15 protein-coding genes are annotated in these 14,812 nt (G+C 64.0%); 6 read left to right on the top strand and 9 right to left on the bottom strand.

The features are described 5' to 3' along the window. On the bottom strand, positions 1-1,161 hold the full coding sequence (locus tag C4K40_RS07945) for an MFS transporter (protein ID WP_053135188.1): 1,161 nt from the start codon (positions 1,159-1,161) through the stop codon (positions 1-3). Positions 1,162-1,265: 104 nt separating this feature from the next. On the opposite strand from C4K40_RS07945, the gene C4K40_RS07950 reads away from it, so the two are divergent. Both C4K40_RS07950 and C4K40_RS31865 read left to right on the top strand, forming a co-directional pair. Further along, on the top strand, positions 1,266-2,159 hold the full coding sequence (locus C4K40_RS07950; protein ID WP_053135185.1) for a LysR family transcriptional regulator: 894 nt from the start codon (positions 1,266-1,268) through the stop codon (positions 2,157-2,159). Positions 2,160-2,294: 135 nt separating this feature from the next. Beyond that, positions 2,295-2,423 carry a PA1414 family protein gene (locus C4K40_RS31865; protein WP_022642969.1) on the top strand — a complete coding sequence of 43 codons (129 nt, stop codon included), beginning with the start codon at positions 2,295-2,297 and terminating at the stop codon, positions 2,421-2,423. Between the two features lie 78 nt (positions 2,424-2,501). Here the strand turns inward: C4K40_RS31865 and C4K40_RS07955 are convergent, their stop codons facing one another. The 5 genes from C4K40_RS07955 to speB form a co-directional block, all read right to left on the bottom strand. Further along, positions 2,502-2,762 (bottom strand): hypothetical protein, encoded by a 261-nt coding sequence (locus tag C4K40_RS07955; RefSeq protein ID WP_053135182.1) that lies wholly within the window; start codon positions 2,760-2,762, stop codon positions 2,502-2,504. A gap of 27 nt (positions 2,763-2,789) precedes the next feature. Continuing rightward, positions 2,790-3,053 (bottom strand): hypothetical protein, encoded by a 264-nt coding sequence (locus tag C4K40_RS07960; protein WP_022642971.1) that lies wholly within the window; start codon positions 3,051-3,053, stop codon positions 2,790-2,792. Between the two features lie 281 nt (positions 3,054-3,334). Then, on the bottom strand, positions 3,335-4,714 hold the full coding sequence (locus tag C4K40_RS07965; protein WP_053135179.1) for a sodium:solute symporter: 1,380 nt from the start codon (positions 4,712-4,714) through the stop codon (positions 3,335-3,337). A 423-nt stretch (positions 4,715-5,137) separates the two neighbouring features. Further along, positions 5,138-5,506: a hypothetical protein gene (locus tag C4K40_RS07970; protein ID WP_053135176.1), complete on the bottom strand. Its 369-nt coding sequence runs from the start codon at positions 5,504-5,506 to the stop codon at positions 5,138-5,140. A 10-nt stretch (positions 5,507-5,516) separates the two neighbouring features. Then, complete coding sequence (speB, locus tag C4K40_RS07975; protein WP_053135174.1) at positions 5,517-6,467, bottom strand: agmatinase; 951 nt, start codon at positions 6,465-6,467, stop codon at positions 5,517-5,519. 356 nt (positions 6,468-6,823) lie between these two features. Between speB and C4K40_RS07980 the strand changes: the two genes are divergently transcribed. After that, positions 6,824-7,717: a LysR family transcriptional regulator gene (locus tag C4K40_RS07980; RefSeq protein WP_031321135.1), complete on the top strand. Its 894-nt coding sequence runs from the start codon at positions 6,824-6,826 to the stop codon at positions 7,715-7,717. Positions 7,718-7,889: 172 nt separating this feature from the next. Then, complete coding sequence (locus C4K40_RS07985) at positions 7,890-8,486, top strand: tRNA-uridine aminocarboxypropyltransferase (RefSeq protein WP_053135171.1); 597 nt, start codon at positions 7,890-7,892, stop codon at positions 8,484-8,486. A gap of 15 nt (positions 8,487-8,501) precedes the next feature. Here the strand turns inward: C4K40_RS07985 and C4K40_RS07990 are convergent, their stop codons facing one another. Beyond that, positions 8,502-8,897, bottom strand: coding sequence for a YbaN family protein (locus tag C4K40_RS07990; RefSeq protein ID WP_022642976.1), 396 nt, complete (start codon positions 8,895-8,897; stop codon positions 8,502-8,504). A gap of 10 nt (positions 8,898-8,907) precedes the next feature. Next, positions 8,908-9,495: a YecA family protein gene (locus C4K40_RS07995; protein WP_053135167.1), complete on the bottom strand. Its 588-nt coding sequence runs from the start codon at positions 9,493-9,495 to the stop codon at positions 8,908-8,910. A 332-nt stretch (positions 9,496-9,827) separates the two neighbouring features. Between C4K40_RS07995 and recQ the strand changes: the two genes are divergently transcribed. After that, on the top strand, positions 9,828-11,951 hold the full coding sequence (gene recQ / locus C4K40_RS08000) for a DNA helicase RecQ (RefSeq protein ID WP_053135164.1): 2,124 nt from the start codon (positions 9,828-9,830) through the stop codon (positions 11,949-11,951). Between the two features lie 120 nt (positions 11,952-12,071). Further along, positions 12,072-12,506: a MarR family transcriptional regulator gene (locus tag C4K40_RS08005; RefSeq protein WP_022642978.1), complete on the top strand. Its 435-nt coding sequence runs from the start codon at positions 12,072-12,074 to the stop codon at positions 12,504-12,506. 100 nt (positions 12,507-12,606) lie between these two features. Here C4K40_RS08005 and C4K40_RS08010 read toward each other — a convergent pair whose 3' ends face one another. Continuing rightward, positions 12,607-14,796, bottom strand: a complete 2,190-nt coding sequence (locus C4K40_RS08010; protein ID WP_022642979.1) for a patatin-like phospholipase family protein — start codon at positions 14,794-14,796, stop codon at positions 12,607-12,609. Positions 14,797-14,812: the final 16 nt, after the last annotated feature.

Raw genomic sequence — 14,812 nt, forward strand, 5'->3', positions numbered from 1 at the left:
TCAGGACAGCGCCGCGCACGAGGGCTGCAGCCGTTGTCGGCTCAACAGCAGGCCCCCGCCAAGCAGCAGGCCGCCACCTGCAACCAGCAGGGCCAGTTGCAGGCTGCCACTGAAGTGGCTGCTCAGCGCCGCCAGGAGTGGGCCGTTCAACTGGCCCACGGCGAAACAGGCGGTGAGCAAGCCGGTGTTGCGCTGGACGGCGTGGGGCGCCAGCTCCCGGGAACGTTGCATCACCAGTTGCATGCAGGCCAGGAACGGCGTGCCGCACAGCAGCACCCCCAGCAACAGCCCCCAGCCGCTGTCCAGCAGGCAGGCGAAGACGCCGATGGCCTGTAGCCACAAAGTCGCGACCAGCCAGTGGCGGGTGCTGTCCGGATAGTGCCGGCGCAGGCTGACCAGCAATACCCCCAGGGCCGCGACCATGCCGAACCCGGGCCAGAACAGATCGGCCTGCCATTGGCCATGGAATTGGGTGCTGGCCATTTGCGCGAGAAAGGTCGCGGGGATGATGTAGCCCATGCCGTACAAACCGTAGACCAGCCCCAGGCGGCCCACGCCAGGCTCGCTCACGGGGTTGGCCTGGCCGGTACCCTGCGGGCCGGTGCCGGCCTGGGGCAGGATCGGCAGGATGACCAGCAGCATCAACAAGGCCACTGCGGCGTACAGCAGCCACAGGTCGGCCGAGTCGTGCCCCAGCAGATTGGAGCCCAGGGCCAGCAGGCCGGTGAGCATGATGCCCAGCCCGGGGCCGGCGAACACCAGTGCTCCCAGCCGCGGGCGCCCGGCAGCCTGGGCCAGGGGCTGGCTCAAGGCGGTGATGATCACCAGAGCCCAGGCGCTGGCCACCCCGGTGCCGAAACGCAGGAGCAAATGCGGCCAGAAGCCCTGGGCCCAGAACGACGCCAGGGTCAGCAGCACGCACAGCCACAACCCTCCCAGCAGGCGCCCGCGCACCTGGGACGGGCCTCGTGCCAGCATCGCATCCAGGGCGCCGATGAGATAACCCAGGTAGTTGGCGGCGGCGATCAGTCCGCCGGCAGTCAGACCGACCTGGCCTTCGCTGATCAGGTGCGGCAACTGCGGGGTCAGGGCGAAGCGGCCAATGCCCATGGCCAGCATCAGGGCAACGAAACTGGCGAGCAGACGGATCAGGGGAGACATGGTCGTTGTTCCAGTGACAGGGAGGATGACCGTCAGGCTAGAGTCGATTGACTTTCGTTAAAAATGAATAATATTGAGCAACTTGTTCAGTTTTGGAGAAGGTCATGGAGTTCAGCCAACTGCGTATCTTCCAGGCCGTAGCCGAAGAAGGCTCCATCACCCGGGCCGCCGAGCGCTTGCACCGGGTGCCGTCGAACCTGTCGACCCGGCTCAAGCAATTGGAGGATCAACTGGGCGTCGAGCTGTTCCTGCGCGAGCGCCAGCGCCTGCAACTGTCGCCGGCGGGCAAGGTGTTGCTGGACTATGCCGCGCGCCTGTTCGCCCTGCACGACGAGGCCCAGGTAGCGGTGCTGGGGGGCCAGCCGGCCGGCGACTTTGTCCTGGGTACCATGTACAGCACGGCGGCCATTCACCTGCCGGGGCTCCTGGCGCGATACCACCGTACCTATCCGGCGGTGAACCTGCATGTGCAATCCGGCCCCACGGGCGAGCTGCTCGAAGGGCTGCTCGCCGGACGCCTGGATGCCGTGCTGGTGGACGGGCCGATGGAGCTGGCGGGGCTGGACGGCGTGCCCTTGTGCAGGGAGAACCTGGTGTTGATCAGCGAGATCGATCATCCGCCGGTGCACACGGCCCTGGATGTCGAGGGGCGGGCGGTATTCACCTTTCGCCAGGGCTGTTCCTATCGCACTCGCCTGGAGTCCTGGTTCGCCCATTACCATGCGGCAATGGGCCGGGCCATGGAGATCGAGTCCTACCAGAGCATGCTGGCCTGCGTGATCGCCGGTTCAGGGATTGCCCTGATGACTCGTTCGATGCTCGATAGCCTGCCCGGGCGCGAAAGCGTGGCGGTGCATCCCCTGGCCGAGCCGTTCGCCCACTGCACCACTTGGTTGATGTGGCGCAAGGGCATGGTGGGGGCCAACCTCAATGCCTGGATCGAACTGCAACAAGGCTCCGCTGGTCCGATAGAGCAGTCGGTGCGTGCCTTGGCATGAGCGGTCCTGGGCGATTGGCCATAATCCAGTAACAGTTCATTGCCATTACAGGGCAGCGCGCGGGAAAACTTAGGACTATTATCTGCTTGAGGCGGCGTATGACAGCCGCTTGGCATGACCCTTGAGGGGGGCACTATGAAAGACAAACTGCAAAGCTGGCTGCACGACCTTGGCGTTGCACTGGGCCTGATCGAGCCACCGCTGCAACCGGTGCCGATTCCTACCGAGGAAGAACTGCGGCGCCGTCGGCAACGTCGTCGCTGATCTCGCTGCGAGAGCGGGGACAGGCCCCGGCTCTCGCCCGCAGCTCCCTGACGCCGGGCCGCAAGCCGGCCCTGCGAATCAATCCTCTTGTCGCCGTGACATCTCCAGCAACCACTCGATCAGTTCCTGAACGCAGCGCAGTTCCTGGAGCGCGCGCTGTTCCTCGCCGGTGGGAACGCACAGGCCGAAGCGATCCTCCAGGCGCCAGAGCAACTCTTCCAGATCATCTCGCTCCAGCCCAAGGTCCCCGAGCTCGCTGTCGTCGTCCAGGCAGATGCGTTCGCCCAGCCAGCAGCGAATGAGCGCATGCACGGCCCGACGGGCTTCGCTGCGGTTCATCGGACCGCCTTGGGCGATGATCGCGGGTCACGGATGCATGGGGCGAAGGTCCCGGCGCCGGGTCTTTTCCAGGATGAACAGGCTCAGTTCGCTGATGGAGTGGATCCAGTACAGGTCATGTTCGGCGTCGAGTCGGATGTCGAACTCGTTTTCCAGGCTGTGCAACAGGGCCTTGAGGTCCAGTGAGTAGGTGTCGCTGGTTTGCGCCTGGCTGGGAGGGGTCCGCCATTTCTGCGCCATTTGGGCTTCGATGGCCTGGCGGATGCTTTGCTGGATGTCGAAACGGTCCATAAACACCTCGGGGCAGGGGGAGAGGTTTTTATTGTTATGACCCCGTCCAAGGGTGATGCGATAGCGCGCACAGATGCTGCCAGCGATCCTTGTACCGTTCTCCTGCAGGAACGATCGTCGCTGAGTCAGAGTACAGCACAGGATTTTTGCCGCAGGGGTGACCATTCGTCCCCTGGGAAATGCCACAAGCCTTGTGCTGCGTTGCCTGGGCGTAAAAAAAAACGGGTGCGGCCACCGACGCCGCACCCGTCGAAGAAAAACTTCAGCTACCGCTCTTCAGCTCAGATCGCGCTGGCCAGCGGGGCCGTGCGCCGCGAAGCCAGGCTGACCACCACGAAGCTCACCAGGCCCGCCATCAGGCTGTAGTAGATCGGAGTGTTGGCATCCAGGCCGTCCTTGAACATGAACACCAGGGCGGTGATGAACCCCAGGCTCATGCTGGCGATGGCTCCGGCGGTGGTGGCGCGCTTCCAGAAGATCGCCCCGATCAGCGGGATCAGCATGCCGCCTACCAGCAGGTTGTAGGCCAGGGTCAGGGCGCTGATCACGTCATTGACCACCAGCGCGATACCCAGCACCACGATGCCGGTGAGCAGGGTGAACAGGCGGTTGATCCCCAGGCTCGATTGCTTGCCGCCACGCAGCCGTGGCAGCAGGTCCTCGGTCAGGGTGGTGGAAGCGGCCAGCAGGCCGGCGCTGGCGGTGGACATCATGGCGGCCAGGGCGGCAGCGATCACCAGGCCACGGATGCCGTCCGGCAACGAAGCCTTGACGATGGCGGCGAAGGCGTTGTTCGCGTTGTCCAGGTCCGGCAGCAGCACGTGGGCGGCCATACCGATCAGGGCGCAGGCCAGGCCGTAGAGCACGCAGTAGAAGCCCGCCAGGGTGCCGGCGTACTGGGCGACTTTCTCGGTCTTGGCGGTGAATACCCGCTGCCAGATGTCCTGGCCGATCAGGATGCCGAAGAAGTAGATCATGAAGTAGGTGATGATGGTGTCCCAGCCGATGGCGGTGAAGCTGAAGCTCGCCGCCGGCAGCTTGGCCACCAGCTCATCCCAGCCACCGACGCGGTAGAGGCAGATGGGCAGCAGCAGGAACATCAGGCCGACGGTCTTGATCACGAACTGGACGATGTCGGTCAGGGTCAGCGACCACATGCCGCCGATCGCCGAGTAGATCACCACAACGCCGCCGCCCAGCAGCACCGAGAGCCAGAACGGCAGGTTGAACAGCACTTGCAGCACGGTCCCGATGGCGAGGATCGAGGTCACGCCGATCATCAGCGCGTAGGCCAGCATGATCACCGCGCTGGCCTGGCGGGCCATGGGGTTGTAGCGCTTTTCCAGGACCTGGGTCACGGTGAAGATCCGCAGCTTGAGCAGCGGCTTGGCCAGGAAGAGGTTCAGGGCGATGATCCCGGCGCCGAGGGCGGCGCACAGCCAGAAGCCGGAGATGCCGTGGACGTAGCCCAGGCGCACGGTGCCGACGGTGGACGCGCCGCCCAGCACGGTGGCGGCCATGGTGCCCATGTACAGGGTCGGTCCCAGGTTGCGTCCGGCCACCAGGTAGTCTTCGTGGGTCTTGGCCTTGCGCATGCCGTAGTAGCCGAGTACCAGCATGCCGGCGGCGTAGATGAGTACGACGAATAGATCTAGAGCCATGATGGCGTGTCTCCGATTATCTTTTTTATGTGAAACAAACAGGTCATGTACCGCGGTGGCTGGCGCGCCACCGCCCGCAGGTCAGGCGACTTGGCGCAGGGGGCTACGCCGGGAACGAGGGGCATGCTGGTGGTCGCACGAATCCTCGGGGCGGGAGGTCTGGGCAGGTTTCGGGCAGGGGCCCGACAGAACGTTGCCGCAGCTGCCGAGCGAAGAGGGGACGAGGGAGGACGACAGGCCGCGCAACGAGCCACTGAGGCGTTTGGGCACAGTAAGTCGGATGCCGGCGGGGATAGGGCGCAGGCGGTCGCGGGCTCCCGCGTTGCGTGCGTGGCCGGGGATCTGTTCGACCCTGTTGATTTCAGTACCGCTAAGGCGTGTTTCTTTGTTGTTGTTATTCATGATCTGCTCCGATCACATTGGCTAAGGGGGTGGCAGCCCTTCCGGCATCGCGGACAAAAACTCGTGGCAGGCCAGCCATAGGCCTTCTTGTTGTTGGCGCAACCCGAGGGTTGTGCGCTCCTGGCTAAAGTGTTGCTCCCCTTGCATGCGCGACATCGTGGCCACGTCATGAATTAACCCGCCGGCATCGGCTTGCAGGCCGGCGCCAACGTTGTTCGCGCTACGTGTCCGTACCACGAAACCATCCCTGGCCCGCCGCCGACCCTGCGATGCCGGTTCGGCATCACGGGACAGCGACGGTTGGGGACGGTGGTGACGCAAGCCGGCATCGGCCGTTGGCTCCGCGAGCCATCCGGCTGCGGCGTCGAGCACGTAATGCCAGTGGCTCATGCCTTGGTTCTCAGCGATGGGTCACGCCGGGCAACACGCAGAGCATTTCGTAGAGCAGGTTGGCCCCCAGCAGCGAAGTGTTGCCGGTGGTGTCGTAGGGCGGCGAGACCTCCACCAGGTCGCAGCCCACCAGGTCCAGACCCTGGCAGCCACGGACGATTTCCATGGCTTGGATGGTGGTCAGGCCGCCGATTTCGGGGGTGCCGGTGCCTGGTGCCCAGGCCGGGTCGATGCCGTCGATGTCGAAGCTCAGGTACACCGGACCGTTGCCGACCTTCTCGCGGACTTCGGCCATCAGCGGGGCCAGGGACTTGTGCCAGCACTCTTCGGCCTGCACCACACGGAAGCCCTGCTTGCGGCTCCAGTTGAAGTCCTCGGCGGTGTAGCCCTGGGCCCGCAGGCCGATCTGCACCACGCGGTCGCAATCCAGCAGGCCTTCTTCCACGGCGCGGCGGAAGGTGGTGCCATGGGCGATCTTCTCGCCGAACATGTGGTCGTTGACGTCCGCGTGGGCGTCGATGTGCACCAGGCCGACCTTGCCGTGTTTCTTGTGGATGGCCCGCAGGATCGGCAGGGTGATGGTGTGGTCGCCGCCCAGGGTCATGGGAGTGACGTTGTGCTCGAGGATGGCGTCGTAGGCTTCCTCGATGATGCGCACGGCGTCCAGCAGGTTGAAGGTGTTGATGGCCACGTCGCCGATATCGGCCACGTTCAGCGAGTCGAACGGCGCGGCGCCTGTGGCCATGTTGTAGGGACGGATCATCACCGATTCGGCGCGGATCTCCCGCGGGCCGAAGCGGGTACCGGAGCGCAGCGAGGTGCCGATGTCCAGGGGAACGCCGACGAATGCGGCATCCAGGCCGGCAGGGGTGGTGACATGGGGAAGACGCATCATGGTGGCGATGCCGCCGAAACGCGGCATTTCGTTGCCGCCCAGTGGTTGGTGGAGAGTCTTGTCCACGGGATAGGCCTCATCGTTGTTCTATTTATGGGGTCGAGGCGCAGCAGGTCCTGCCCATTCGACCGAGTGAGGCCGATTCTGCGAAATGTAGTGCGGGGAAAGAATCGCTACGAGCAAATACTTAGTTCAGATTTTTCTAAACTAATTGCAGCGGGCAGGCTAGACTCTGACGCGCTTTCCAAGGCCCTGCATGGCGCAGGCGCTCGCTCCCGGTTGGTGATGCAGTCGCCGTCATCCGGGTTGCCGGGGCTGATTTGAAGTGCACATGGACGTCATCGCAGTTGCTCGACCGCCCAGCGTCGCGAGCCTGTTCGCCACAGGGAAGGTGTCTTTTTCACCTGCTAGCGGAGCCTGTCATGGCCAACGCTTTACCTGATCTGAAACTATTGCGCATCTTCGTCAGCGTGGTGAGGCATCAGGGGTTCGCCAATGCCCAGCATGAGCTCAATCTGTCGACGTCGGCCATCAGCACCTACATGAGCCAGCTGGAAGCGTCCCTGGGGTTGGTGTTGTGCCACCGGGGGCGGGGCGGGTTCAGCCTGACCAGCAAGGGCGAGTTGTTCCACCAGGAAACCCTGCGCCTGCTGGGTGAGTTGGAGGGCTTCGAACAGTATGCCGCCGCGCTCAAGGGCGAGTTGCGCGGCACCCTGAACCTGGGGGTGATCGACTCCACCGTGAGCGACAAGGCCCTGCCGTTCGCCGAGGCGATTGGCGCCTATAGCCAGGAACACCCGGCGGTACACCTGCACTTGTCGGTGATGAGCCCCCACGAGCTGCAATTGGGGGTGCAGGATAATCGCCTGGACCTGGCCATCGGGGCTTTTTCCACGCGCATGAGCGGCTTGGTGTACATGCCGCTGTACCGCGAGCAGCACTGGCTGTATTGCAGCAACCGCCATCCGCTGTACAGCGAGCGGCGGATCCCCGAGCAGGTGATCACCCAGCAGCGCATGGTGGGGCGCGGTTACTGGAGCCAGGCCGAGTTGGCCCGGCATGGCTTCAAGCACAGCGCGGCGACGGTGGAGAGCATGGAGGCGCAGTTGATCCTGGTGCTCTCCGGCGCCTATATCGGCTACCTGCCGGAGCACTATGCCCAAGCCTGGGCCGACAGGGGCGATCTGCGGGTGCTGCTGCCCGCGACCTTCGGTTACCAGGCGCCGTTTTCCATGATCATGCGCCGTGGCCGTGGCCGGGAGCCCTTGATCCAGACTTTCCGGGACCTGCTCAAGGCCCAGTTGAACCAGGTCTAGCTAGCAGACCGTTAAAAAACTACCTGCGTTGCCATCGCTGCGTTGAAAACAGGCTGGTGCGCCAGCCCGGTCAAAATGCTCATTTACCACGCGTAAACTGCGCTTTTTCGCTTGTTTTCGCCTTGCGCTGGCTGCCTCGCCTACATTTTTCAACAGCCTGCAAGGAGTTTTCATGTCTCGAGCACGTTGCGAGCGATGCCTGCGTCCAGCTGGCCATTGCCTGTGTCCGCTGATTCCACGGTTATCCAGTCGTACCCGGGTATTGGTGTTGCAGCATCCGAGCGAGGTCAATCACGCCCTGAATACCGCGCGGTTGGCGGCACTGGGGCTGAGCAACGCCGAGCTGAGGGTCGGGGAAGTGTTCGAGGACCTGCCGGAGCTGCTCGGGCGTCCCGGATACCGGCCGCACCTGCTGTTTCCGGCGGACGCTGCCCAACCGCTGCGGGCCTACTCGCCAAGCCAGGAGCCAATGTTGCTGGTGGTCCCCGATGGTACCTGGCGCAAGGCGCGCAAGCTGCTGCATCTCAACCCGCTGTTGGCGCAATTGCCCCGGGTCACCCTGGAGGTTACGCCGGCTTCGCGCTATCGCCTGCGCAAGGCCCCCGGTCCCGGTGCCCTGTCGACCCTGGAGGCCATAGTCGAGGCATTGCAGGCCCTAGAGGCACCGGCTTCGTTCGAGCCGCTGCTGCGTCCCTTCGACGCCTTGATCGAAGGCCAGATCGCCGCCATGGGCGCCGAAACCTACCAGCGCAACCACGCCAAGCCCTGATCCCGCTCGGGTTTTTCAGGGCCGGCGCAGGGTCTTCTGGCGCAGGATGTAGATGCTCACCAGCACCGCGCTGGTGAGCATGAAACCGCGGGCCCAGGGCAATGGCACCAGGTAGCAGGACAAGCCGATGCTCAGCCACATCAGGCCGATCGCATAGATCTTGCCCTTGAGCGGAATGCCGTTGCCTTCCAGATAGTCGCGGATCCATGGACCCAGGCGCGGGTGGTCTACCAGCCATCGGTAGAAGCGCGGAGAACTGCGAGCGAAGCAGGCGGCCGCCAGCAGCAGGAAAGGAGTGGTGGGCAGTACCGGGAGGAAGATGCCGAGTACCCCTAGCGCTACGCTCGACCAGCCGATGGCCAGTAGAACGTAACGCAACAGCAGGGGACGCTGGCCTATGGGCTTGGCCATAGGCTCGGACTCAGTGGTGGCGAGGCTTGAGCAGTGCCGGTTTTTCGTCGGGTGCGTTGCACAGCAAGTACAACGCGGTCAGTGCTTCAGGAATCTGCACGATCATGTCGTCCATCAGGTTGGCATCGCTGGCAATGTCGGAGAACTCGGGCTGTTCGTCGAACAGGCCGGAACCCACCATGATCGGCAGGAGCATCTCGCTGACTTCTTCTTCGGCGGTTTCGAACCAGGCCGCTTCACGCAGGAATACGCCTTCCATGAAGCCGATGCACCAGCCGCGCAGGTCGGAGTCGTCCGGGTCGTCGCCCAGGTCGAGATCGCAAGGCAGTTCGAATTCTTCATCCGAGGCCAGTTGGCGCGCGATGTGCGCCTTCAGGGCCAGCAGGGTCGATTCGATGGCTTCGCGCTCGGCGGCATCGCGGTAGTGCGGCTCCTCGGCGAAGAGGGTGTCGATCCATTCACGCTCGGGGACGCTTTCCGAGCAGATCGACAGCGCGGTCAGGTAGCCGTGAGCGGCCACGTAGTCCAGCGCCTCGTCGTGCAGATCATCTGCATCGAGGAAGACTTGCAGGCGGGTTAGTTGCTCAGCGAAGGACATTGACGGCTACCTTGGGGAATAAACGATGCTGAATTCTAGGCTTTCTTGAGCGCCCAGGCCAGCCACGATGCAGCTGCGAGCGGTTCCAAAGGTTACCAGCGGTCCATTGTCGGCGCCCTTTGCGGGGGAGGGCTCGGGTATACTCGCGCGTTTCGTGTGACCCGCCAGGCCGATGGCCAGGCCGGGTCCGCCCGCCCAGGCAGGTGCCGCGGTTCCAAGCACCGGTGCAAGTGGGCGTTGCAACCTGGCGGCGACGCCTTGCCAAGCCCCATCGCACAGGCGGCCGGGCAACGGCGTCCCCCTGGTGATTTCCGTAATTTTTGGAGTTTTTCATGCTCGAACAGGCTCAGCGCGTCCTCAAGGACATCTTTGGCTACGACAGTTTCCGTGGTCGCCAGGGGGCGATCATCGAGCGCGTGGCTAGCGGTGGCGACGCGCTGGTGCTGATGCCCACCGGTGGCGGCAAGTCCCTGTGCTTCCAGGTCCCCGCATTGTTGCGCCCTGGCCTGGCGGTGGTGGTTTCGCCATTGATCGCGCTGATGGAGGACCAGGTCGCCACCCTGGAGGAGCTGGGGGTCGCAGCCGCGGCGCTGAACTCTACCCTGAGCCCCGAGCAGCAGCGTGACCTGGCGGTGCGTATCCGGCGTGGCGAAGTGAAGATGCTCTACCTCGCTCCCGAGCGGTTGGTCCAGCCGCGGATGCTGGCGTTCTTGCAGAGCCTGGATATTGCCCTGTTCGCCATCGACGAAGCCCACTGCGTATCCCAATGGGGGCATGACTTCCGTCCCGAGTACCTGCAACTGGGGCAACTGGCGGAAATGTTCCCCGAGGTGCCGCGAATCGCCCTGACGGCCACCGCCGACAAGCGAACCCGCGAAGAGATCGTCAATCGCCTGCACCTGGAGAACGCCGAGCGCTTCCTGTCCAGTTTCGACCGGCCGAACATCTTTTATCGGATCGTGCCCAAGGAGCAGCCGCGCAAGCAGTTGCAGGCATTTCTCAACGAGCGGCGCAGCGATGCCGGGATCGTCTACTGCCTGTCGCGCAAGAAAGTCGACGAGGTGGCGGCGTTCCTCTGCGAGCAGGGCTTCACCGCCTTGCCCTACCACGCGGGGCTGCCGGCCGAGTTGCGTGCCTATCACCAGAAGCGCTTCCTCAACGAGGAGGGGCTGATCATGGTGGCGACCATCGCCTTCGGCATGGGTATCGACAAACCCAACGTACGTTTCGTCGCCCACCTGGACTTGCCCAAGTCCCTGGAGGCCTACTACCAGGAAACCGGGCGTGCCGGTCGTGACGGCCTGCCGGCCGATGCCTGGATGGCCTATGGGCTGCAGGACGTGCTGATGCTCAAGCAGATGCTGCAGAATTCCGAGGGCGACGAGCGCCACAAACGTCTCGAGCAGCACAAGCTCGACGCGATGCTGGCGCTGTGCGAGGAAACCCGTTGCCGGCGCCAGGCGCTGCTGGCCTATTTCGATGAAGACATGCCGCAGCCCTGCGGTCATTGCGACAACTGTGTCGATGGAGTGCAGACCTGGGATGCCACCGAGCCGGCGCGCCAGGCGTTGTCGGCGATCTACCGCACCGGCCAGCGCTATGGCGTCGGGCACCTGGTGGACGTGCTGTTGGGCAAGGACACGGAAAAGGTCCGCAGCTTCGGTCATCAGCACTTGTCGGTGTTCGGTGTCGGCAAGGCCCGTAGCGAAGGCGAGTGGCGCTCGCTGTTCCGCCAACTGGTGGCTCGCGGGTTGGCTGACATCGACCTGGAAGGCTACGGCGGCTTGCGCTTGAGTGACAGTTGCCGGCCGTTGCTCAAGGGCGAAGTCTCCCTGGAGCTGCGCCGCGATCTCAAGCCGCAAACCGCGGCCAAGAGCACCAGTCAGGCCAGCCAGCTGGTTCGAGGCGAAGAGCGCGAGCAGTGGGAAGCGCTGCGGGCGTTGCGCCGCAAGCTGGCGGAAGAGCACGGCGTACCGCCCTATGTCATCTTCCCTGATTCGACCTTGCTGGAAATGCTCCGCAGCCAGCCTGGGTCCATGGCCGAGATGGCTCGGGTCAGCGGTGTCGGTGCCCGCAAGCTGGAGCGCTATGGTGCGGCGTTCCTTGAGGTGCTGGGCGGAACTGCCGAGGCGCCGAAGGTGGTTGCCGATATTCGTCATGAACTGATCACCCTGGCCCGTGCCGGCATGACTCCGGTGCAGATCGCCGGCCAGTTGCAATGCACCGAAAAGAACGTCTACACCCTGCTCGCCGAAGCGATCGGCAAGCAGCAATTGTCCCTGGAGCAGGCGCTGGATTTGCCCGAGGACTTGCTGGGGGAAATCCAGGACGCGTTCCTCGATGGCGAAGGCGAGCTGCCGCCGGTGGCCGAGGTGATCGAGTTGTTCGCCGGCCGGGTGCCCGAGGGCGTGCTGTACTGCGTGCGTGCGGCGCTGCAATCGGAGTTCGAGATTTAACTTGGGTGCGTCAATGTTGTAACGATTCAGTGCCTTACAGAACTTGCCTACTGGCAAGGGGCATGCTTAGCTGACTAATAATTAGTTTTTCTTTATTTTCAGCCTGATCATGAGTGTTTTATGCCGTTGACCGATGAACACCGTTTTGGCATGCAGCTGGCGCAAATGTCCCGCGGCTGGCGTGCTGAACTGGACCGCCGCCTGGCTGGCCTGGGCCTCTCGCAAGCCCGCTGGCTTGTGCTGCTGCACCTGGCCCGTTTCGAAGAAGCGCCGACCCAGCGCGAGTTGGCGCAAAGCGTCGGTGTGGAAGGGCCGACCCTGGCCCGTTTGCTCGATAGCCTGGAAACCCAGGGCCTGGTCCAGCGGCAATCGGTGATGGAAGATCGCCGGGCGAAGAAGATCGTCCTCTGCCCTTCGGCGCGCCCCCTGATCGATCAGATCGAGACTATCGCCACTGCCTTGCGCCATGAATTGTTCATTGGCGTCGATGAAGAGGACATGCGGGTTTGCATGCGTGTCCACGGACGTATCCTGGCCAACCTGGAAAAGTCCTGAAGCCTGCGACCGGGGTCGCCTGACTCCGGTCTTCATCATCTCCCATCATTGCTGATCCTGCTGGTCGCCACTGCGCCAGCGGGCCGCTGGCGCACGCTTGTCAGAAGGTCTGGCCCAGGTTCAGCGACAGGGCCTTCTGGTTTTCGTCGTTGAAGCCATAGCTGAAATTCAGCGGTCCCAGTGGCGTATCGAAGCCCAGGAAGATACTGGCTGCGTTGATGTAGCCGCTGTCGAAGGCGTTGTCGTTGTTCCAGGCCCGGCCCCGTTCCAGGGAGCCGCCCAGGTACAGCGGGAAATCCAGGGGCAGGTAGGAGCGTGGTGTGAGCCGGCGGAAATACACCGCGCGGGCCAGGCTGATGTTCTGTCCCGACAGGGCGTCTTGGCGAAACCCCGACAACTGTCGCGCACCGCCCAGCAGGAAGCTGGACGTCACCACGTCGGCGGTGTCCAGGGTCCGTCCATAGCGCCCGCCGAGGATGAAGGTGTTGGGGCCGCTGCTCAGGGCCTTGTCCAGCTTGAACTCCCATTGGCGGTAGTGCTTGTCCGAGCCCAGGCCCGGTTCGAACTGGCGCAGAGTCAGGTGAATGTCCTCACCCGAGTGGGGGAAGTAGACGTTGTCCAGGGAGTCGAAGGAGTACTGCAGCTGGTAGTAGCCTTCGTTGAAGTGCAGCTTCGGCAGGTCCTGGTCGCCGATGCGTACATCGGCGTTGCCCCAGGCTTCGCCCACACCGAAGCGCACCTCGCCGCTGTTGCCGATCTGCCGGCCCAGGTTGAGGCCGAAGCCGTAGCGCTCGACGCGATATTCGGCGATGGGGTCGTTGTCCAGGGTGGCCTCGACGTTTTGCGACTGCGCAGTGATGAATGGGGCGACGAAGTAGCGCGAGCCGGCATCCAGGGGTTGGTAGAACTCGCTGTACAGCTCCTGGCGGTCGCCGATCTGCAGTCGCGTCAGCCACTCCGCGCCGAGGCTGTTGATGCCGTTCATGCGGTAGCTGGCGCCGATGTTGAAGGCGCTGTCGCCGCGCAAGTCATCGGACAGGCTCAGGCCCAGGCGCAGGTAATCGGTGCCGCTGCGCTTGCCCCGGGCGCTGATCACCAGGGTATTGTCCTGGCCCTTGTGGATCACCCGGTATTGCACCTGCTCGAAGAAGTCCAGGCCGTAGAGGGTGCCCATGTCGGTTTCCAGGCGGCCCAGGTCCAGGGGCTCGCCGATGTGCTGGCGGATGTAGTAGCGGATGACGTCGTCACTGACCTTGGAATCGTTTTCCACCTTGATCTGGCTGATGATCGGCGTGCGCTGGCTGGGCTGGCGGGCGGCGGTGAGCTGCGCGGGCTGCGGATTTTCCCGGCGCAAGTGGGCCAGGCGGGTGTCGAGGATCCGGGTGGCGCGGTAGCCAGCGTCAATAATCTCCTGGGCGCGGCCGAAATCGGTGACGCCGAATGCCGAGAGTGCCGGCTGGACCAGCACGTCGTCCTTGTGCAGCGCGGCCAGCTGTTCCTCGGAGTTGCGCCGGGTCATCAGGGTGATGGACTGGGTCAGCACGTCGACCACAGTGTTGAGCTGCTTGCGCGAGCGCAGCGGCGTGCCGATATCCACCACGATGGCGATATCCACGCCCATTTCCCGGGCCACGTCCAGCGGGATGTTGTCGGTCATGCCGCCGTCCACCAGCAACCGGCCGTCGAGTTCCACCGGGGCGAATACCGCCGGGATCGACATGCTGGCGCGAATCACCTGGGGCAGGTGGCCCTTGCGGAACACGACTTTTTCACCACTGGCGATATCGGTGGCTACCGCCCGGAACGGGATCGGCAGCTTGTCGAAATCGCGGGTGTCGCTGGCGTGGGCCAGCTTGCTTTCCAGCAACAGGGCGAGGTTCTGGCCCTGGATCACGCCCAGCGGCAGGCCCAGGCTGCCGTCGTCGCGGAAACTGAGCTTCTGCTTGACCAGGAAATCGCGGTCATCCTGCTTGCGCCGAAAGGGCACGTCTTCCCGGGGCGGCGCATCGGACAGGGCCTGCTTCCAGTCGATCTCCAGGGCCAGCTTCTCCAGCTCGTCGATCTGGTAGCCCGAGGCGTAAAGCCCGCCGATCACCGCTCCCATGCTGGTACCGGCGATGGCGTCGATGCGGATGCCTTGTTCTTCCAGGGCCTTGAGCACCCCGACATGGGCCAGGCCGCGGGCGGCGCCACCGGACAGCACCAGGCCGATTTTCGGATGCGCAGGCTCGGCGCATTGGGCGATCACGGGTAGCAGGCAGAGCAACAGGCAAGACAGCAAGCGGCGCATCAGGCTTCTCGGGGCT

Origin of the sequence: Pseudomonas sp. CMR5c, from assembly GCF_003850545.1 — a bacterium.
Classification (GTDB): domain Bacteria; phylum Pseudomonadota; class Gammaproteobacteria; order Pseudomonadales; family Pseudomonadaceae; genus Aquipseudomonas; species Aquipseudomonas piscis.